The sequence below is a fragment of the Wolbachia endosymbiont (group A) of Beris morrisii genome (genome assembly GCF_964028185.1).
Taxonomy (GTDB): domain Bacteria; phylum Pseudomonadota; class Alphaproteobacteria; order Rickettsiales; family Anaplasmataceae; genus Wolbachia.
Genome location: NZ_OZ034760.1, coordinates 76402 through 98231 on the forward strand (window position 1 = coordinate 76402; position 21830 = coordinate 98231).

Below are 21830 nucleotides of genomic sequence, written 5' to 3' on the forward strand. Positions count from 1 at the left end.
CATATAAATCTTTCCATTCCTGATTTGTCTGTATATAAACATAATAACTTTTCATATATAGGAAATAAATTTACTGGATTCCAGTGTCAGCTACTTTCATGACACCCTTCCGGTGGGAATTGCTCTCAAACTACAATGTTCGTACAGATGTGTAGCTGACACTGGAATGACAAGAGAAGAATTCTGAAACGACAAGCTTCAAGGAAATCTTATGTAAAATCTAGCATTAACGAAAATTATACTTTTTTCATGCATGCTATGGTTTTTATAATTAATGGAGGGTGATATGCAGTCGACTGATAAATTGAGTGATCTGGGTAATAGCACATTAGGGCAGCTTATAGCTGAATTAGGGAAGCAATTTGTTAAAATTGATGGTTCTAATGCTACCAGAGTTGGTACTAAAGCTATTTTAGGCAAACTCACAGGAAATGACCAAGTTGCTAAAGCTTCTGATCTCAATACCAAAGTTAACGTTGTTGGTGACAACGCAACTGATGCTGGTGTAAATACTATGTTAGGCAAACTCACTAATAAAGTTGTTAAAACTGTAGATCTTAAAACAAAAGTTGCAGAAAAAGCTGTTGTGGATGCTATAACTGCTTCTCATGATTTTACCGATAAAGTATACACTAAAAATGATGCAGATACTGCGTTTGTTAAAACTGATGGTTCCAATATTTCAACCCAAGCAGATAAAGGAAAAGCCTTAGTGGATGTTTTAGTTCCTGCTCTTGCAACAGTTGGTACTGATGATACTAAGAAAGTTTACACTAAAACTGAAGCAGGAAATACGTTTCTTAAAACTGCAGATCTTGGAACAAAAGTTGCAGAAAAAGCTGTTGTGGATGTTTTAGTTCCTGCTCTTGCAACAGTTGGTACTGATGATACTAAGAAAGTTTACACTAAAACTGAAGCAGGGAGTACGTTTCTTAAAACTGCAGATCTTGCAACAAAAGTTGCAGAAAAAGCTGTCGTGGATGCTATAACTGCTTCTCATGATTTTACCGATAAAGTATACACTAAAAATGATGCAGATACTGCGTTTGTTAAAACTGATGGTTCCAATATTTCAACCCAAGCAGATAAAGGAAAAGCCTTAGTGGATGTTTTAGTTCCTGCTCTTGCAACAGTTGGTACTGATGATACTAAGAAAGTTTATACTAAATCAGCAGCAGAGACTGCGTTTATTAAAACTGATGGTTCCAATATTTCAACCCAAGCAGATAAAGGAAAAGCCTTAGTGGATGTTTTAGTTCCTGCTCTTGCAACAGTTGGTACTGATGATACTAAGAAAGTTTACACTAAAACTGAAGCAGGAAATACGTTTCTTAAAACTGCAGATCTTGGAACAAAAGTTGCAGAAAAAGCTGTTGTGGATGTTTTAGTTCCTGCTCTTGCAACAGTTGGTACTGATGATACTAAGAAAGTTTACACTAAAACTGAAGCAGGGAGTACGTTTCTTAAAACTGCAGATCTTGCAACAAAAGTTGCAGAAAAAGCTGTCGTGGATGTTTTAGTACCTGCTCTAGCAACAGGTGCTGATGATAAAGGTATCTATACCAAAAAAGGTGTGGATGATGCATTAGTATCTAAAGCTGATACTGCTGCATTAGCTAACAAACTTAATGTTGATGGTAACAACATATCAGACGCTTTTGTAACTGCCCTTACAACAGGTGGTACTAATGACAATAGGGTGTATACTAAAACAGCAGCAAATACTGCATTAACAGATAAAGTTAATGTTTCTGGTAACAATGCAACTGAAGCTGGTGTAAATGCTATGTTAAGCAAGCTCACAGACAAAGTTGTTCAAACTTCTCAACTTGAAACACTAGCTGTAGCAGGAAAGGTACTTGGTGTAAAAGACGGCAACAAATCAATTTTAGTAGATAAATTAGGAGGATTCCTTGATAACTCTACTGACAATCAGTATGGTGCTCAAAGCAATCAAACAGCAAAAGAGTTCTTAACCGGAAAAGGGATGAAACCAACAGCTGCTGAAATAGCTGCTGATCCAGCCTTACAACAGCATGTAGCAAAGATAAGCTTACAAAGTCCAGAATTTAAAAAAGCTGTGCAAGAGGAAATGTCACAACAGTATTTTGAGATTCCAAGTGATCCAAATGCCCCAATTTCTGCGGATTGGTAATCCAGCAAGTAGTCACGCTACTTGGATGACGTCATACGGTCCTCGGATGGCGGAAAAAGGACTCGGATAACACCCTACAATGTCATTCCAGCGCGTGACGCTGGAATTCAGGTCTTTTTTTTAGACTGGATCCTATCATAGGATGACAGAAGCAGACACTCCACATTGTCATTCCAGTGCTTTGACTACTTGGATCCAGCTGAGTTGGTGAGTATAAAAGTATAGCTTCTACATCATGCCGCCGCGGTATCTCTTAGCCGCTAACACGTAGCGGGATACTTAACCGTCATACCGCGATTCATTCGCGGTATCTCTTAGCATAGATCCAGCTAACACGTAGCAACTATTCTCCCTCGTCATACCATCACGGTATCTCTAGTCCCGCTGCGGGATGACGGTTGTCAGCTTCTCCTGTCATCCCAGTAGCTCCTTCGGTGTCATCCCAGTGCTTGACACTGGGATCCAGAAAAAAAGATGATGTTATTCAAATAGCTGACACTGGTTCCTTTATGACGGCAGTGCCCAGACACTGGAATCCAGCCTTTCTGCAATCTCATCGAAAACGTTGTAACCACTTTCTATGCTAGTTTGCTTGCTCACAAGCAAACTTTCCTGGATCCCAGTGTCTGGGCACTGGGATGACACCGTCATAAAATGAACCAGCATCACGCGCTGGAATTTCACGGGCTTTTAAATTGCTTTAGCCATAAATATTAAGAAATTTACCAAACCAAAAAAAAGGCAAAAGAAGCCCTGGGGTTATTATCTGCTTTAAAATATTGGCGTTTTTTATGTTTTAAACGCTTGACAAGCAAGATTTAGCTGCTTCTAATTGCAACTAACCTATGCTGCAAATGTTTAAGAAATTTACTAAGCAGAAAAAAAGACAAAGAATCCCCGAGTTAGCTAGTCTTTTACTATCTCTGTCGAGTATTGGCATTTTTTGATGTCTTGTAACGCTTTGTAAGCGCGTTCAGCTTATTTAGATAAAAATCTAGATGTAGATGAAGTTTTGTAAAGACATACAGTATCTATATACTGCAAAAAATTGAACATAAGACGCCGATACATTAAGTAATCCTTACCTTTTAATCTGCAGATTGGCGAAAGCAAATACAATAGCTTCAGTTTCATGATAAGGGGGCTGGCGAAGCTTGTAAAGCAATTTTTGCATTTAATTCTAGTTCCGTTTTATGCCAGCTTCACGCGCTGGAATGACACTCTTTTGGATGGAAATCAGTGCTAATTGTTCTGCCGCAATTTTGCTCTATCACACTTGCCACATTTAATATTCCAGCTTCGTCATAATAATTTCCAATTACTTGCAAGGCAAGTGGTAAACCCTCATTGGAGAGTCCTACAGGAACAGAAATAGCAGGCAATCCTGCCAGACTTGCCGGCACAGTAAACACATCATTGATGCACATAATTAGCGGATCTGGCTTTTCATTTAAGCCAAAAGCTTCTGTTGGAGCAGATGGCACAAGTATGTAATCTATTTTTTCAAACGCTTTTATAAAATCATTTCTGATTAATGCCCTAATGCACTGCGCTTTTTCGTAATATTCATTGTAATGACCTGAGGAAAGCGCATAAGCGCCAATTAAAATTCTTCTTTTCACCTCTTTACCAAAACCTTCTGCTCTTGTTAGTGAATACATTTCTTCAAGGGTATCAGCATCAACCCTTAATCCATAACGTACACCATCATAACGAGCAAGATTGGATGAAGTTTCAGCAGAACAGATTAAATAATAGACTGGTATTGCATATTTAGTATGTGGCAGAGTAACGTCAACAACTTCAGCGCCATTTTCTTTTAAATAGGAAGCAACTTTCTCCCAATTATGGACTATTTCCTCTGAAATTCCATCCATCCTATATTCTTTTGGTATACCAATACGCTTACCCTTGACATCACCATTTATGAAGCTAGAAAATTTAGGCACTGGCTTTTCGCTTGATATTGAATCTTTTGTATCATAGCCACAAATTGCTTCCAGCATTAATGCTGAATCAGAGACAGAACGAGTAATGACTCCTGCTTGATCCAGAGAACTCGCAAATGCAATCATACCAAAACGCGAGCATCTTCCATAAGTTGGCTTTATTCCAACTACTCCACAATAAGCTGCTGGTTGGCGTACAGATCCACCGGTATCGCTCCCTAACGCTCCAGCGCATAAAAATCCAGCAACCGATGCTGCAGATCCACCAGATGATCCACCAGGAACAACTTTTTCCCCATCACTTTTTCTAATCCACACATTTTCAACAGGGCCAAAATAGCTGTTTGTGTTCGCAGAACCCATAGCAAATTCATCCATATTAAGCTTACCGAGCATGGCTGCTCCACTTTTTAAAAGCAAGTCAGACACCGTAGATTCGTAAGTCGGAACGAAATTTTCCAGCATTTTTGAGCATGCTGTTGTTTTTATTCCTTTTGTACAGAATAGATCTTTGATGCCAACTGGTATACCCATGAGCGGCGAGATTAAATCATCCTTTTGCCTAGAGAAATATTCATCTGCAGCTTTAGCAGCTTTCATTGCTATCTCTGGGGTTTTTGTTATAAATGCATTTAATTTCTCATTTTCAACCGCACTAATGTGTGCCTCTACGAGTTCAACGGCAGAAAAACTCTTTTTTTTGAGCCCGTCATGCATTTGTGTAATACTTAACTTTCTTAGTTCGTTCATTAATATTTAATTTTTAGCAAGACATTAATTGTAACATAGTACGATAAAAAATCCATACATTTATAGTTACAGCTAGAAATGTAGCTAAGGTAATTTAGATTCACCAAAATGGGTTTATGATTAAGTTGGCAATACGCCTTAAATTATGCCGCCTACTCTTCCATTCAAAACATTAAACAACATTATACACGACTTACCTTTGAACGTGGGAATTTTCTAGGGATTATCTTCTTAAATTCTATAATATTTTTTGTAACATTGTCTAAAGTGCCCAGACTACTTGGATCCAGATTGGATACTGAGTTGGTGAGTATAAAAGTATAGCTTCTACGTCATACCGCCACGAACCATCATACCGCGAATGAATCGCGGTATGATGGTTCGTGGCGGTATGACGTAGAGTGTATTAGTCCTTAGAAGCTGTTATTTTGCTATAAATGGCTGTAATGGCATCATCTATTTTATTGCTATCACAGCCTGTTTGTGCAAGTTCAGCATTCCCACTACAATTCTTTTCAACTGCTATTGATATTAGTTCTTTTGCGCTAATCTTATTGATTAAGTCTTTACTTACTTTAATAATCAAAACTGTTTTATCTTTTTCTGTTGCCGTGAAAGCTATTACCGTTCTTGGTTTTTGTTGCTGTAAAATAAATTCTCTTATTATATTCGCTGGAATATTGGTAAAAGCATGGCTTACACAATTTATTCCATTTATTTCAGTGCTTTTTATATTCTCTGCACTCACAAGCTTTTTATATAGGTTTTTTATTTTAGCTTCGGATTTCTTGCGCTCTTGATTTAAAATATTTAATCGGTTTATTATTTCACTTGCTGGCGCTTTTACGAATTCTGCAACTTTTTTTAAGTGAATTTCATTATCACGTACATAATTGGTTGCTTCTTGACCAGTTAAAGCTTCAATTCTTCTCACTCCAAAAGCAACAGAACTTTCTGTTACTATCTTAAATAAACCGATTTCTCCAGTATGTTCAACGTGCGTGCCACCACATAGCTCTTTCGAATCTCCAATATTTACAACTCTAACCTGATCACCATATTTCTCACCAAACAACGCCATAGCTCCTTCGTCTATTGCCTGATTCATGCTTTGAATTTTTGTAGATGCAGAAAGATTTTCTCTGATTAGAGAGTTTACCATATCCTCTACCCAAAACAACTGATCCTGAGCGACTTGAGTGTTATGACTAAAGTCGAATCTCAGTCTATCTGGTGCAACTAGGGAACCTTTTTGAGTGACATGATCACCTAGAATTTTTCTGAGTGTAAAGTGCAGAAGATGTGTAGCTGAATGATTTCTTCTTAAGGTTTGCCTTCTTTCCTTGTCAATGCTTGCTGCAACTGTATCACCTTTACACATTGAGCCAGATTTAACTATGCATCTGTGCAAATATAGGTCATTAACCTTATTGGTATTCTCGACTATAATAATACTTCTACTAGGTTTGATCAGACTGCCAGTATCTCCCACTTGTCCACCTGACTCGCCATAAAAAGGTGTTTTATCAAGTATAATGGTTATCTTCTCTCCCTCCTTTGCAGAATCAATTATTTCATTTTTAGAGGAAACTATAGCTAGTATTTTCGCATCACTTACTTCATTGAACTCATAACCAACAAATTTTGTTTTGCCAAATTTATCGATCAAATCAAACCATACTTGCTCAACAGATTTTTCACCAGATCCAGCCCATTTAGCACGTGCTTTCTCTTTTTGCTCTTCCATTGCATCATCAAAACCTTTCTGGTCAAAATTTATTTTTCTCTCTTTTAAAATATCAAGTGTAATATCCAAAGGAAATCCATAAGTATCATATAGCTTAAACGCTAATTCTCCAGGCAGAGTGTCACCTGGTTTTAAATCTGCAGTGAATTTTTCCAATAGATTAATGCCTTTCATCAAAGTGTCTTTAAAGTTTTCTTCCTCTGATTTTAACGTCGTTTCTATTAAGCTTTTAGCCCTGACTAATTCAGGATAAACATCTCCCATATAAGCCGAACTCGTGCTATCTATCAGCGCCGGAAAAATGCGATGGAGTAGGGAATCATTATATCCAAGCAGGTGGATATAACGCGCGGCTCTCCTAATTAATCTGCGTAATACGTAATTCCTGCCTTCATTTCCAGGGAGCACCCCCTCTGCGATGAGAAATGTAGCTGCACGAAGATGATCTGCTACGATCTTATGCACTATTTTATTTTCCGTTCTTCCACAGTACTCTTGTGATTTATTTATCAGAGCAGAAAATAGATCAATATCGTAGTTATCATGGACATTTTGCATTACAGTAGCTATTCTCTCAAGGCCCATTCCAGTATCGATGCATTTTTTTGGCAATTTGTGTAAATTACCTTCTTCATCTTTGTTAAACTCCATGAATACCAGATTCCAGATTTCAACAATCCTGTCGTCATCTTGTAGGTTAGGATTTACGTGATCATAAAAAATTTCAGAACATGGACCGCACGGGCCAGTGCTTCCCATACTCCAAAAGTTGTCATCCGTTGCAATTCTTATGATTTTATCACTTGAAAAGCCACTTACCTTACGCCAAATCTCGTATGCCTCATCATCAGTATGATAGACGGTTATGGATAGTCTGTTTTTATCAAGAGACAACTCCTTAGTGATAAATTTCCACGCGAATTCTATCGCAGTTTCCTTAAAGTAATCACCGAAGCTAAAATTTCCGAGCATTTCAAAAAATGTGTGATGCCGAGTTGTATAGCCAACATTTTCAAGATCGTTGTGTTTACCGCCTGCTCTTAGGCACTTTTGACTTGAGACAGCACGTTTCATTTCAGTTTTTTGAGCACCAGTAAAAATATTTTTAAACTGCACCATACCAGCATTTGTGAACATGAGCGTTGGGTCATGTTCTGGAATCAAAGGAGAAGAAGGAACCTGCTTGTGATTGTTACTTACAAAAAATTTTATAAATCTTTCTCTGATTTCACTTAACTTCATTATTTTTATTGAGAGTATTTATGAATAATAAGCTGCAATGGAAATAAAATCAATTTATCAATCTAAATATTGATATATATTATTTAGTATAATATATATAACTCTTGTATAAAAATTTTAATAAAAATTATAGACTAAAATAATTTATTCATCATATATGTAGTAATATTTTATTAATTAATTTAAGGAGTATGAAATGCCAAAAGAATTCCAGAACACCAAGAATAGCATGCGAAAGAAAGAAACAACAAATAAGCAGGAGATGGATAGTGACCTTACCCAGAAAAAATGGAGAGAAAGAAAGGAGTTTTTTTGTGGTAATCCAATCAATCCAATTAACAGCTTGCTCATTATAGTCTTGCAACTTTGATTTAATATACAATCCAAGTGTCATTTGAACACTCCCAAACTTATCACTTTATGCCACTGGTCTTCATCTAAAATTTCTACACCTAATTCCACTGCCTTTTTATATTTGGATCCTGGTTTTTCTCCTGCAATTAGGTAGTCAGTTTTAGCAGAAAGATTTGAGCTGACCTTTGCTCCCAGAGTTTTAGCTCTTACTTTCGCCTCTCCTCTACTCATAGCAAGTAGCTTACCAGTAAACACTATAATTTTGTTATTTAAAACAGAGTCACTAGAGTTGGAGCTCACAGGAAGAATTTGAAGACAAGCAGTAAGATCATTTAACATTTTGATGTTATGTTCCTTAGAAAAAAATGATTCCAAAGATTCAGCCACTTTTTTTCCTATGCTGTCTATACCTACTAGCTCAGTATTATCTGATGACAGTTCAATCATCGAATTATACCAGTTATTATAAGAAACATAATAATCTGCAAGCAATTCTGCTGCAACTTGACCAATAAATCTAATACCTAAAGAAAATATAAACCTATCTAGAGTTATTACCCCTCTGCTTTGTATAGCATTTAATAAATGAGCTATTGATTTCTTGCCCCAACCAGGCTGTTCTTCCAGATTAAATTCATCCAATCTTTCTTCTAAAGTAAAAATATCATGGATTTGTTTTATCAGACCAAGGTCGTAAAAAAACTCTATCTGCTTATCACCAAGGCCAACAATGTCAAATGCATCTTTCGATACAAAATGCTTTAGTTTTTCTATTATTTGAGCTTTACAGGCAAATTCCTCAGGACATCTTACTGCCGCCTCTCCCTCAACCTGACGTACTTTACTACCACATTCAGGGCATACTCCAGGAAACACAAATTCAGGTGTATTTGGAAGACGAGAATCTCTGTTCACTTCAATGATCTGGGGAATTACATCCCCTGCTCTTTTGATTGTTACAATATCTCCCTCTCTTATGTCTTTACGTTTTATCTCATCTTGGTTATGCAGGCTTGCTCTACTAACTAGCACCCCACCAATATTGACTGGCACTAAATCTGCAACTGGAGTTAAAACCCCTGTTCTACCCACCTGTATAAATATCTTATTTAACTTTGTTTTTGCATAAACCGCAGAAAACTTATATGCAAGTGCCGAGCGCGGTGCTTTGTGAGTATTCCCTAGACGATTTTGTAGTATCAAATCATTTACTTTGTAGACTATTCCATCAATATCATAATCCAAGTTATAGCGACAATTATAGACCTCGTTATAGAACTTCAGCATTCCATCCAAACTACTCGTTAAGGACTGATGCTCATTTACGCAAAAACCAAGTGCCTCAAGCTTATTTAGTATTTCACTTTGACTTTTCTCTGCTCCACCAATCAAAGAATAAGCAAAATATCTAAGAGGTCTACTTGCTGTAATATTTGCATCCAATTGCTTTAGAGAACCAGCAGCTGCATTTCGAGGATTGGCAAATTCATCGTTTTCATTTAACTTTAAAAAGTCGCTGTTACTGATGTATATTTCACCTCTTACTTCCAATCTACCTTGCACACCTTGCAAAAACTTAGGAAAGCCTTTTATTGTTGCAACATTGTGAGTGACATCTTCCCCTACAAAACCGTCACCTCGAGTTGCAGCTTTAACAAATCTTCCATCCTCATAAATTGCAGAAAACGACAACCCATCAATTTTGGGCTCACATAATATCTCTATTTTGTCTTCAATTAAAAACCTCTTTATTTTAGACAAAAATTTTTCTACACCTTGTTCATCATAAGCATTCTCAAGAGAAAGCATAGGTTCTTGATGTTCCACCTTAGAAAACCTCTCATCAGGTGGAGCACCAACACTATCTTGTGTTGCATAAATTTCTGGAAATTGTGCCTCTATTTCAGCTAACTTTTTCTTCAGTTCATCATATTCAGCATCACTTATTTCTGGCTTATTTTTTTGGTGATACAAAACATTATGATAATTTATTTGATCTTGTAGTTTTTCTCTCATCTTTTCTAAGTTAGTCATGTGTAAATTGAAATTTACATATTAATATAATAGGGTCACACTAGCTTTATCGTCAAGTTGTGAAATTTCTTAATTCAACACATGGTCTTAATTCACCAAACATCAAAGGTGCTACAAACCATACCTATTCCTTCTTCTACGCCAATAAGCCGTAGCAACGAGCTTCTTTAACGCTAATTATGGATTAGCCAAGAAAGAAGAGTAGAAACACTTGCTTTAGCCATATATTTATATAAAATTAAAATAAATTAGAGTAAATAAGTTATTATTTTACAATATTGCTATTTAAATGCTAACAAGATTCGCTCCAAGCCCAACTGGCTACCTCCACGTAGGAAACATACGAACTGCTTTGATTTGTTGGATGTACACACGTAATCAAAATGGAAAATTTTTACTCCGTTTTGATGATACTGACCTTCAGCGTTCAGATGTCAAATATATAAATGATATCATACAAGACTTGAAATGGACTGGTATAGATTGGGATGCAAGTTTTAAGCAATCAGAGCGCTTTGAGCGTTACAATGAGGTGTTTTTGCAGTTAATAAAAGAAGGGCATATTTATGCATGCTATGAAACAAGAGAAGAGTTAGAAATTAAACGAAAATTGCAGTTAAAACAAGGACTTCCCCCGGTATATGACAGAAGCGCGTTACTTCTAACTGAGCAAGAGAAAATTCGTTATGAGCAAGAAGGAAGAAGACCACATTTTAGATTTAAGTTGGATAGAAATGAAGTTGTTAAATGGAATGATGAAGTTAAAGGTGAAATAAATATTGCAACCAGTAGCATAAGTGACCCCGTGGTAAAGAGAGAAGATGGAATTTACACATACATGTTACCTTCTGTTATTGATGATGTTGACTTTAATGTAACCCATATTGTACGCGGGGAAGATCATGTAACTAATACTGCAGTGCAAATCCAAATGATTAAAGCATTAAAAGCGAAAATTCCTATGTTTGCTCACCTTTCTCTGCTACATTTTGATGATAGCAAGATATCCAAGCGAGTCGGTGGGCTGGATATCAAATCTATAAAAGAAGATGAAATTGAACCGATGGCGCTAGTTAGTTATTTAGTGAAGCTCGGAACATCCAATCCAATTGAAGCTTGTGTTAGCATGCAATCTTTGATTGACTCATTTGATATTAAAAAATTTAGCTCAGCATCTGCACAATTTAGCTTGAGTGAAATATATAAGCTAAATAGCAAAGTGCTGCAACAAATGCCATTTGAAATGGTGCAAGACCGTTTAAATCAAATTGGAGTGGACTCCTCAGAGTTTTGGTATTTTATAAGGAACAATATAGAAAGGTTTTCTGAGGTGGCCAAGTGGTGGAAAATATGCAAATCCGATATAGAGCCTGTGATTCTTGATAAGGAGCTTATAAAAATTGCGTTCAATGCATTGCCTCAAGGTGATTGTAATGAAAACACGTTGTCAGAATGGGTCAAAACTATTCGACAAACAGTGGATATAAAGGCAAAAAACCTATTTATGCAGTTGCGTTCAGCTTTAACAGGAACAGAAACAGGACCAGAGCTCGCTAAATTATTAATTTTTATCGGCAAAGAAAACATCATTGCAAGGTTAAAAGAAAAGTGAAAACCAAAGAATTATAGCTAATACAATCCCTACGTCATACCGCCGCGGTATCTCTAGATCCCGCTAACAAGCAGCGGGATGACGAATTTGTCGTTTATCAAATCGTCGGTAAATCTAAGTCAGTTTAGCTATAGGTAGCAATTTTCTGTATTTATTTTAAATTGAAGAAAGCTCAAATGAAAGATCGTGTTTTGCTAAAAATCACAGAATGCAGTCTGGTTACATTAGTGCGATCCGATAGTCATGAAATCGTGATGGTTAAATTCCATCCGCTCTAACATCGGGTTGAAATCGCGATCCACATTTTAGGAAAGTGGCGACTTACTAAGGTGCAAGCATGGATCAAAAAGGGGTAATATTAAACTTTGTAATAAATCCCCCTGAGAATAGTTAAATATGGTTACGAAAGGAACTTATGGTTGAATTGTCGTTAATCAAAATATGCGAAATAAAGTTGATACGCATAGACCAAAGGTATGGGGAAATGAATAGTCAGAATGGTGCAGTCTAACTAAGATGTTTTCAATCCCCCGGCAAATAGTAAGGACCTAAGTTTAACGAGAAACGATTTCATGGAACGGAGTAACCACATGGAAGCTCTTGTTATTCTTTATTTTAAAGAATGATTAAGAAGGTGGCCAACTGAATGCTTCTATGTGAAGGGATTGTCTAAGAACCTGTTTAAAATCTCAAAGAGATGAGCTAAAGTAGGAACAGGTAAATAATGAGGTATATAAATGAGTCAAAGGTATCCAAGCGACATAAGTCGTGAGCAATTTGAAAAAATCAAACCAATTTTAGAAAGTAGGAAAAAGAAAACAAGACCAAGATTAATTGATATATACAAAGTATTTTGTGGAGTGTTATACGTGCTAAAAAGTGGTTGTCAGTGGAGAATGTTGCCAAAAGAGTTTCCAAGGTGGGAAAACATATATTACTATTTTCAAATGTGGAGTAAAAAGAAAGGAAAGGAGCCAAGCTTGTTGGTTAAAAAAAATTGGTTGTGACAAAACAGTGGTCGGAAAGAGAAAACCAGTTTCTGCATAATTGATGCTCAAAGCGTCAAAAACGCAGATACTGCTGAAAGAAAGGGCTATGATGCAGGTGAAAAGATTTCAGGGTCATATCGCAGTTGATACACAACACATGCAATTCATATAACAACGGCAGAAGCAACCGATCGTAGCAGTGCTGTAAAAATGGTGGAAAATGCTAAAGAAAACCTCTCTGAAGTCAAAAATATACTCGTTGATGCTGGCTATACAGGAGAAAATTTTGCAACACAAATAAAAGCAACTATTGGTGCAACTGTTGAGGTAGTAAAACGAAGCGAATTACATACCTTTGCTGTATTGCCAAAAAGATGGGTTGTCGAGCGGTCTTTTGCTTGGTTGGAAAAATGTAGACGGTTATGGAAAAATTGCGAGCGTAAACTCAACACAAGTTTACAAATGGTTGTTCTTTCCTTTATTTCTCTTCTATTGAGGAGATTTTAAACAGGTTCTTACAGAACTTCCGTAATATGCATAACGACAATGCTTACATACGATTAAACCTTGTAGTAAATACTTTGCTCCTCTTTCTCTTGTCCTTGCTATTTTTCTATTCTCAGCTAATTGTTCTTGAACTATATCAAACACATCTTCGTCCACTATATTTGGCACTTCAACATAAATCCAATTTGCTTTTTCAACAGAATAAGTAGAGTAATTATCTTTCGGTTGTTCACAAGAATGTTTTTGTGGTCTTATATGTTGTAACTTTACACCTACTTTTGTTTTACCAAAAGCTGCTTGTCCTTTGTAAGTAGGGTTTTTTAACATACCCCCAAATTACACTTCTATCCCAGCACTTTTTTCCTGTTCGTGTTATAATAGACATAGTATTTAGCCGACGGCATACTTCCCCAATACTTGCTCTTTCCCTGCTTACCCACAAAAATACTTTGCGAACAATATCAGCTTCTTCTTCGTTAATCTCAAATAAAGCTTGTCCTCCTCCCATATGTTTATCTATATAACGATAGCCATAAGGAGCTCCTCCCATTACGCTTACACAACCTTTATTAGCTGCATAAATCTTTCCACGACGACTTCGTTCCATAATTTTCGCTCGTTCATATTCTGCTATCATACCTTGCATTTGTAACAGCAATTGAGATTCTGGGTTATCGTTAATCTCATAATTTAAAAAAACCGCTTCTACTCCTGCTTTCTGAAATTCTTCAAGTAATATCATTTGATATGCATATTTTCTAGATAAACGATCAGGAGAGTGAATGTAAATCTTATCAATTTTACCTTCTGTTACTTTATCACGTAATTTTTCTAGATTAGGACGGACTAACACTGTAGCCGTTATCAATAAATTTATACTCACTCAATAATTTGTACCCATCCATACCAATTTGCTTCTCTAAAGCTGCAACTTGACTTGCTATTGTATTTTCTTGTGCTTGTTTCCCCGAAGAAACCCTTGCATATAAACTCACTGTTACCATTTGATCCTCCTTGAATCCCATTTTTATCCTTTAAGTTTTTTTGACTTTCTCCCTTTGATGCTGACTTTTCATAAGCATCTGATAAATACTTTTCTGCCAACCGGTTAGGCTCATAGCTACAACTAATCCGTATAGCTAATCTCTTATTTCCCATTATCTTTCCTTGAAATAATATGTTCATATCATTCATTGAAGCTGATGGTTAATCGATTATTAGCGCTATAAATAAATGGCACTTTTGTTTTTGGACACAGAAGTTTTCGAGAAATAGTTTTCTCTAGTTTTATGTTTTTTGCAACATTGTTGGCGGAGTAGTGATAAGGGGGCTGGCAAAATGTGTCAAGGAATTCTTATTAAAACTAAAGAGCTCAAATGAAAGAAGGTAAACTCTAAAGTATACATTTAGTAGCGCTTTCTATGAGAGAAATCGTATTATCTATTCCATAAAGCTTTATGAAGGATCCCATTCTTGGGCCGGTTTTTTGGCCAAGTAACGTTTCATATAATAGCTGAAACCAATCACGTAAGTTGGTGTAATCATATTTTTTTCCAATAGAAAATACCTGAGATTGAATTTCTTCAGCAGTAGCAGTTATAGATAGAGAATGTAAAGTGTCCTTCAAATCTAGTAACGCTTCTTTCTCTTTTGCATTTGGAGTTTTATATGATTTTGTTGGTTTGATAAAATCGTGGTAATACTTTACTGCAAAGTCTGAAAGTCTATCAAGCATTTTATTATTTTCTGGTGTAACGTTTGGTGCATAAGAGGATATAAAACCCCATAGGATCTCTTTGTTTTCGGCGTTACAAGCTGCTGCTAGGTTTAAAAGTAGCGAGAAATTTATGCCTGAAGTATCTATATTTGGAACTTTGCCCTGGTGGATATGCCATGCAGGATTGTCTAATCGTTGTTCTAGTGAAAAATTAGCACCTCGGTCAGGTGTCATTCCAGTGCTTGACACTGGAATCCATATTTTTTCTTCCTGGATCCCAGTGTCCGCTACTCGGATGACAGTAGAGGGGTCTGGGATAACAGAAGCCTCTGAGGTAACAAATGGTTCTGAAATTATAGGCGATTCTGCAGTAAGTCTACTGTCTGTATCCTTTTCTTTATTCTCATTATAACGCTTAACAAACTCTAGATACTCATCAGTTGATTTTGGTATCACATCAAAATATAAACGTTTAGCTTTTTTAGGACTCTGAAAAATGTACAATGCTAAGCTCTCTGTTGGTGCGTAAGTTAACCACTCTTCAATTGAAATGCCATTTCCTTTTGATTTTGATATTTTCTTTCCTTCTTTATCAAGAAAAAGCTCGTAGCAAAACAGAAGTGGTGGCTTTTTTCCAAGTATTTCACATATTTGACTTGAAAGCACAGCAGATGGAGTTAAATCTTTTCCGTGAGCTTCGTAATTTACTCCAAATGCGGCCCACCTCATTCCCCAATCAGGTTTCCATTGCAGTTTGCATTTTCCTTTTGTTACCGGAACTTCTATTTTTTCCCCGTTTGGATCTTCATACGTGATTGTTCCTTTATCTGTATTTGTTTCAATTACTGGAACTTGTAAAACTTGAGAAGTTTTTGGGCATATTGGCAAGAATGGACTATAAGTCTGCTGCCTTTCTTCCCGAAATGATGGAAGCATTACGTCCATCACTTTATCATAATTTTTCAGCAAGAGTAAAAGTTTTTCATCGTAAACGCCAGATTTATAACACTCTGTTGCACTCCTAAATTCGTATTCAAATTCAAACAAATCAAGAAATTTACACAACAATGAATTCATATGATGACCATAACTCTGATGAGTGCCAAATGGATCAGGTATCATAGTCAATGGTTTATTTAAGTGCTCTCTTAGCATCTCTTGATTTGGCACATTATCTGGTATTTTTCGTAAACCATCCATATCATCTGAAACTGCAATGATTTTGGTTTTTATACCAGGAGCTATTTTTTTTAATGCATTTACAACAACTGTAGTGCGAAAAACCTCTCCAAAGGTTCCTATGTGGGGTAAACCAGAGGGTCCATAACCAGTTTCAAATATTATTTCTTTTTTATTAGGAAACTCTTGCAATATTTTTTCTGCTTCTTGAAATGGCCAACTTGTCATTATCTGGGTTAAATAATGTACCTTAACTTAAAGTGCTACTAGTTTCAATGGATTTTTAATATAATGATATAGTATTAGTGTTAGAGCGATTATTAGAAGGTTAAAGATATGTCCACAGGTAGTATACAAACAGATCAATTATTTAAAGGTCTTACAAGACCTGCAATGCTCTTTGGTGTGAGTTATATGTTTGCAATATTAAACGTTCTGATTTGCCTGCTAATTTTCATTAATTCAAATGATTTGAGAGTGATTCTCTTAATGTTACCAGGTATACATGGACTTGGCTATATAGCTTCTGCAAAAGAACCGTTGTTTATTGAATTATTTATGGTAAAATTAGGAAAGTGCTCGAAATGTTTAAATCGTTTTTATCATGGAGCCAATTCTTATGATATTGCTTAACGTTGTGTGATGCTGAGGTTTAGGGCTATTCAATCGAAGAATAAATCTACTCTGAACAGGGAAGTTCACGCTGCTGAATTTATTCCTTATTCTTGCTATTGGAATAGCACAACCTTGATGACAAAAGAAAATTGGTTGGTTAAGGTTATAAAATTAAGTGGTTTTGCATTTGAAACCGCTGATGACGAGGATTTAGTCATACAGAACAACATCAGGAACCAGATGCTAAGAAGCATTTCATCTCCGGCATTTAGTTTGTATTTTCATACTATCAGACGTAAGAAAAATATTTTTTCTGATGAATTTGCAAGTCAAGGTTTGCCGAATTTTTTCGCTAATCACGTAAATCTAAAATGGAGAGAAAAACACGCAACAAGGCAATCATTTATTAATGACCTATACATTACGATTATCCGTAGAGCGGACACGAAAGGAGTAGAATTTTTGTCACATCTACTAAAAAAATTCGGGCATGTAACTTCAAAACATGCTTGGGAAAGTGATATGCGTGCCACATATGAAGATTTAGAGGAAACGACAAATCGTGTAGTGACAAGCCTTAGGAATTATTCGCCTAAAATCCTTGGAGTAAAAGAAACTCCAGGTGGTTTGTTCTGTGAAATAATGGAGTTTCTATCTAGAATTGTAAATTGTGGCTTCGTTACAAATACGCTTTTTCCGCTAAGAACTGAAATATCAAGATACTTACCAGTACATAGATTATTCTTTGGCCGTAAGATGATACAGGTTGTGACTCATAATGAGAGTAAATATGCTGGAATAGTTAGTATAAAAGAGTATGGAAATAATACTTCTGCAGGAATGCTTGATTCTTTTTTACAACTTCCTTACGAATTTATAATTACGCAATCTTTTCAATTTACAAACAGGCAAATAGCAATTGGAAAAATGCAGATACAGCAAAATCGAATGATACAGTCTGCAGATAAAGCTATTTCTCAAATAGCAGAAATTTCTCAAGCGCTTGATGACGCAATGAGTGGTAAGATTGCCTTTGGTCAACATCACCTGACTATTTTATGTATAGAAAAAAGTCCTAAATCATTGGATAACGCTCTGTCGTTGGTAGAATCAGAGCTTTCTAATTGCGGTGTTTACCCTATCCGTGAGAGAGTTAACCTTGAACCAGCATTTTGGGCGCAAATTCCTGGTAATTTCGATTATATAGTGAGAAAAGCTACAATAAGTAGTCTTAATTTGGCTGGATTTGCATCTCAACATAATTATCCTACTGGTAATAAATTCAATAACCACTGGGGAGATGCCGTTACAGTTTTTGACACAACATCTGGTACTCCATTTTTTTTCAACTTTCATATAAGGGATGTTGGACACACTATGATAATTGGCCCAACTGGTGCTGGTAAAACTGTTTTAATGAATTTCTTGTGTGCCCAAGCGATGAAGTTTTCTCCAAGGATATTCTTTTTTGATAAAGATCGCGGTGCAGAGATTTTTTTGAGAGCACTTAGTGGTATCTATACTGTAATAGAACCAAGAACTAAAACAAATTTTAATCCTTTGCAACTTGATGACACCTCTGATAATAGAACATTTTTAATGGAGTGGATAAAGTCTTTAATTTCGGTATATAATGATAAATTTACTTCAGAAGATATTGCACGAATTAATGATGCAATTGAAGGGAATTTTAAATTAAGAAAAGAAGACAGGTTCTTGAGAAACCTCGTACCGTTTTTAGGGCTTGCAGGTCCTGATACTCTAGCTGGGGCAATATCTATGTGGCATGATAATGGTTCTCATGCTGCAATATTTGACAATAAAGAAGATTTGCTAGATTTTTCACGAGCAAGAGTATTTGGTTTTGAGATGGCTAGCTTGCTCAAAGATCCTGTTGCCCTTGGACCAGTATTGATTTATTTATTTCATAGGATTAGTATATCTCTTGATGGCACTCCATCTATTATCGTTCTTGATGAGGCATGGGCATTAATAGATAATCCAGTTTTTGCACCCAAGATAAAAGACTGGTTGAAGGTACTGAGAAAACTAAATGCTTTTGTGATTTTTGCTACTCAGAGTGTTGAGGATGCAAGTAAAAGTGCTATTAGCGATACGCTTGTACAACAAACAGCGACACAGATTTTTTTACCAAATCTGAAAGCTACTAGTGTCTATCGGGATGTTTTTATGTTAACTGAACGTGAATATATATTAATTAAGCACACAGATCCAAGTACTAGATTCTTTTTAGTGAAACAAGGAGTTAATGCTGTAGTAGCTAGAATAGACTTAAAAGACCTGGATGATATAATCAACGTATTATCCGGACGTGCAGAAAGTGTTCTATTGTTACACGATATATTAAATGAAGTTGGGGACAACCCAAAAGTATGGTTGCCTATATTTTATCAGAAGGTAAAAAATGTTTAAGACTAAGCTGTCATTGCTATTAATTGCGATATTTTTACTAAATATAGATTTCTTACTCTCATATCCAGTACTTGCAGATGGAGTAAGTGGTACTGACAAGACGGAATTTGTTAGTAGATTTAACTCTACTGGCAGCTTTAGTCGTGCCTCTAATCCTGATTGTGGAGCTTTTAAAACAGCTGCAGCACTTGCTGGAATAGCGATTGCTGTTGGTGCAATATTTACTGGCATTGTTTTGATCGTTTCTTCTGCTGGTTTGTTTACTGCTTTTGTTATTGTTGGAATGATAGCTGCAATCGTTGGAGTCTGGAAAGCGATAGGAGGGCTTGTTGTTTGTGAACATAGTTTTGTTAAACACCCAGTTGCACGTGATCATGATGGAAAATACAAAAATTTTAAATTAGAAGACACAGGTTATAGTGGCTGCACCAATGAAAATTACCAAACAGAAGATGAATATTTTTCTTGTTTGCAAAATAAAGCTCGGGAAGACGTGAACAAAAAAGATTATGACGGGAAAAGAGCAGAAAAAGAAGCCTTAAATTCTAACGTTCAGGAGAGTACAGAGAGTTATTACTGGCCAAAAAATGGTGTGCAATACAGTGAATATATAGAAGTATGTCATCGAAACCCTTTAACTTTTGGTAATCTTTTTAATAAGGTAGACTTTAATTCCAGAGGAAAACCTGGATACATAGACTTTGATGTCAGGGAGAAAGACACTGGATACGTAGATGGGTCATGGTCCTCGAAGGTTGATGGTGGTCTGGAATGTAGAGTTCTCAAAGCAGGACAGAGCAAACCCATACATGGAGCTACATTCAAAGCAGTGAGAAAAATGGGCAGATTGTGTGTGGAGTTAGCAAGTGTGAGAATGCTTGGTATCGAAATGACTCCTTGGCCGCAAGGGGTTGATATGGGATGCACAGAATTGCCACCTGACCCGATTGCTCCTATGTGTGAAAAATCTGTGATGATATTCAAAAATAAAGATGGTACAGGAAAGGAAGAAGTTCCTATTGGTAATAATGATGACTATAAAACTACTATAAGAAATAAGGAAAAAGAAGGAAAAGTTTTTGTAGGTTATGATAATGCTGGCTGTTTTAGCCAGTATGTTTCTAAGGCTTGCTATGATCAGGCAGGGAGTAAATCATTAGCTCCTATTCCCATAACTTCTATGATAGTGCAATGCATTAAGGAATCGTTAGATAATTTAGTTGCAGGTAAAGGTGCACCAAATGGTGAGAGTTTTATATCTGTAGCACAGAAAAGGCTGAAAAACACTGTAACTGCTGTTTTAGTTTTAGCTTTAGTACTGTTCTCTATAAAAGCCATGTCTGGTGGAGTTCAGAGACCTCAAGAAATGTATATGTTGATCATTAAGTTTGCTTTAGTGATGTATTTTACAACTGGTGATGCCATGCAGAAGCACTATGGGTATTTGACGAAGCTTTCAAATGGCTTATCAGAAATAGTATTGAAGGCATCATCTGAAAGTAAAGGTATATGTAATTATGAATCAGGTAGGGATTATGAATACATGCGTGATGGGAAGAAAATATCTTACAGTTATCTTGCACCTTGGGATAGGCTTGATTGCAGGATTTTATTTTATTTAGGTGCTCCTTTAGATGGAATTGGTGGCAAAATTGGTACTGGAGGTGTTGCAACGTTAGCAATCTTGCTTGGTGCTGCTCCTGTCTTGTTAGTTGCAGGTTCGATAATCGGTATTATTTTTGCTGGTGGACAGATTTTAATAGCTCTTGTTGCTATATTTATGGCCATTTTGCTGATGATGGTTATTTTGTGGCTGTGCTATGTATTTATTTTATCTCTAGTTGCTTTAAGTGTAATTGTTATTCTATCACCTTTGTTTATTCCTATGGTTTTATTCCAACACACCAAAGGATATTTTGACGGCTGGGTGAAAGAGTTGATTACCTATAGCTTATACCCGGTTATCCTTTTTGCGTTTTTGTCCTTTATGTTCATAGCATGTGATAAAATCTATTTTAAAAATTTAAATTTTGAACTGGACGAGTCATATAAAAATGAACAACCGGACAAGTCATATGAAAAGAAACAAGCAGAAATCTCATATAGTAAGAAAAAACAGTGGTTTAAATTGAAAGATGGGGAATGTGATAAAAATGAAACTACTCTTGCATGTATGATGCAAAATTATAGCTTTAAAAAGAGCAGCATACTTGGTCTATTCGACTTTACATACATGGAGTTTGGCAGCTCTCTCATCGGAGAATTATTAAAATTGTGTTTAGTATTATTCCTCTTTTACCACTTTTTAAACATTCTTCCTGGCATGGCTGCTGAACTTGCTGGTAACCATAGAGCAGCACTTGGCTCAGGTCATACACCTGGACAAATGGTGGGCAAAGCTTTATCTGCTGCCAGAGCTGCTGCTGGAGGTGTTGGTCAAGCTGCTGCTGCGGCTGTCAAGAAGGCAAGAGGTACTGGTGGAGGAGGTGGAGATAGTGGTAAAGGTTCCAGCGAAAAGATTAACTAAGGTGGCGGTGATGCTAGTTA

The 21830-nt window shown here is 36.3% G+C and carries 14 protein-coding genes and 1 pseudogene; 7 read left to right on the plus strand and 8 right to left on the minus strand.

Going from position 1 to position 21830, the window contains the following annotated elements:
* Positions 1-286: 286 nt before the first annotated feature.
* Entirely contained in the window at positions 287-2155 is a 1869-nt protein-coding gene (locus tag ABWU69_RS00470; protein WP_353285184.1) for a hypothetical protein, read from the plus strand.
* A 507-nt stretch (positions 2156-2662) separates the two neighbouring features.
* Here the strand turns inward: ABWU69_RS00470 and ABWU69_RS00475 are convergent.
* The 3 genes from ABWU69_RS00475 to alaS form a co-directional block, all read right to left on the minus strand.
* Positions 2663-2821, minus strand: coding sequence for a hypothetical protein (locus tag ABWU69_RS00475; protein ID WP_341812823.1), 159 nt, complete (start codon positions 2819-2821; stop codon positions 2663-2665).
* Between the two features lie 536 nt (positions 2822-3357).
* Positions 3358-4854, minus strand: a complete 1497-nt coding sequence (gatA, locus tag ABWU69_RS00480) for an Asp-tRNA(Asn)/Glu-tRNA(Gln) amidotransferase subunit GatA (protein ID WP_265034567.1) — start codon at positions 4852-4854, stop codon at positions 3358-3360.
* Positions 4855-5260: 406 nt separating this feature from the next.
* The gene (gene alaS, locus ABWU69_RS00485; RefSeq protein WP_265034568.1) at positions 5261-7843 is read right to left on the minus strand and encodes an alanine--tRNA ligase; all 2583 of its coding nucleotides are present in this window, start codon (positions 7841-7843) and stop codon (positions 5261-5263) included.
* A gap of 196 nt (positions 7844-8039) precedes the next feature.
* Here alaS and ABWU69_RS00490 point away from each other — a divergent pair, with 196 nt between their 5' ends.
* Positions 8040-8213: a hypothetical protein gene (locus ABWU69_RS00490; protein WP_265034569.1), complete on the plus strand. Its 174-nt coding sequence runs from the start codon at positions 8040-8042 to the stop codon at positions 8211-8213.
* Positions 8214-8233: 20 nt separating this feature from the next.
* Here the strand turns inward: ABWU69_RS00490 and ligA are convergent, their stop codons facing one another.
* Positions 8234-10231, minus strand: a complete 1998-nt coding sequence (ligA, locus tag ABWU69_RS00495; protein ID WP_265034570.1) for an NAD-dependent DNA ligase LigA — start codon at positions 10229-10231, stop codon at positions 8234-8236.
* A gap of 289 nt (positions 10232-10520) precedes the next feature.
* Between ligA and gltX the strand changes: the two genes are divergently transcribed.
* Positions 10521-11843: a glutamate--tRNA ligase gene (gene gltX, locus ABWU69_RS00500; RefSeq protein WP_265034571.1), complete on the plus strand. Its 1323-nt coding sequence runs from the start codon at positions 10521-10523 to the stop codon at positions 11841-11843.
* Between the two features lie 737 nt (positions 11844-12580).
* Positions 12581-13339: pseudogene (locus tag ABWU69_RS00505) on the plus strand (IS5 family transposase).
* On the opposite strand, the gene ABWU69_RS00510 reads toward ABWU69_RS00505, so the two are convergent.
* From ABWU69_RS00510 to lysS, 4 genes are all read right to left on the minus strand, one after another.
* A complete protein-coding gene (locus tag ABWU69_RS00510) occupies positions 13322-13666 on the minus strand; it encodes a recombinase family protein (protein ID WP_265034572.1) in 345 nt (114 codons plus the stop codon). The pseudogene ABWU69_RS00505 and the gene ABWU69_RS00510 sit on opposite strands and share 18 nt — an antisense overlap.
* Positions 13623-14207, minus strand: coding sequence for a recombinase family protein (locus ABWU69_RS00515; protein WP_341812824.1), 585 nt, complete (start codon positions 14205-14207; stop codon positions 13623-13625). The genes ABWU69_RS00510 and ABWU69_RS00515 overlap by 44 nt, the downstream gene beginning before the upstream one ends.
* An 11-nt stretch (positions 14208-14218) precedes the next feature.
* Complete coding sequence (locus tag ABWU69_RS00520) at positions 14219-14533, minus strand: hypothetical protein (protein WP_265034574.1); 315 nt, start codon at positions 14531-14533, stop codon at positions 14219-14221.
* A gap of 199 nt (positions 14534-14732) precedes the next feature.
* Complete coding sequence (gene lysS / locus ABWU69_RS00525; RefSeq protein WP_265034575.1) at positions 14733-16463, minus strand: lysine--tRNA ligase; 1731 nt, start codon at positions 16461-16463, stop codon at positions 14733-14735.
* A gap of 108 nt (positions 16464-16571) precedes the next feature.
* On the opposite strand from lysS, the gene ABWU69_RS00530 reads away from it, so the two are divergent.
* Genes ABWU69_RS00530 through ABWU69_RS00540 form a run of 3 tightly spaced genes read left to right on the plus strand, consistent with a single transcriptional unit; the run spans position 16572 to position 21810 of the window.
* Entirely contained in the window at positions 16572-16868 is a 297-nt protein-coding gene (locus ABWU69_RS00530; protein ID WP_253307377.1) for a type IV secretion system protein VirB3, read from the plus strand.
* A 9-nt stretch (positions 16869-16877) separates the two neighbouring features.
* Positions 16878-19283, plus strand: coding sequence for a VirB4 family type IV secretion/conjugal transfer ATPase (locus ABWU69_RS00535; RefSeq protein ID WP_265034576.1), 2406 nt, complete (start codon positions 16878-16880; stop codon positions 19281-19283).
* Positions 19276-21810: a type IV secretion system protein gene (locus ABWU69_RS00540; RefSeq protein WP_353285185.1), complete on the plus strand. Its 2535-nt coding sequence runs from the start codon at positions 19276-19278 to the stop codon at positions 21808-21810. Before ABWU69_RS00535 ends, ABWU69_RS00540 begins: the two co-directional genes overlap by 8 nt.
* The last annotated feature ends 20 nt before the right edge of the window (positions 21811-21830 follow it).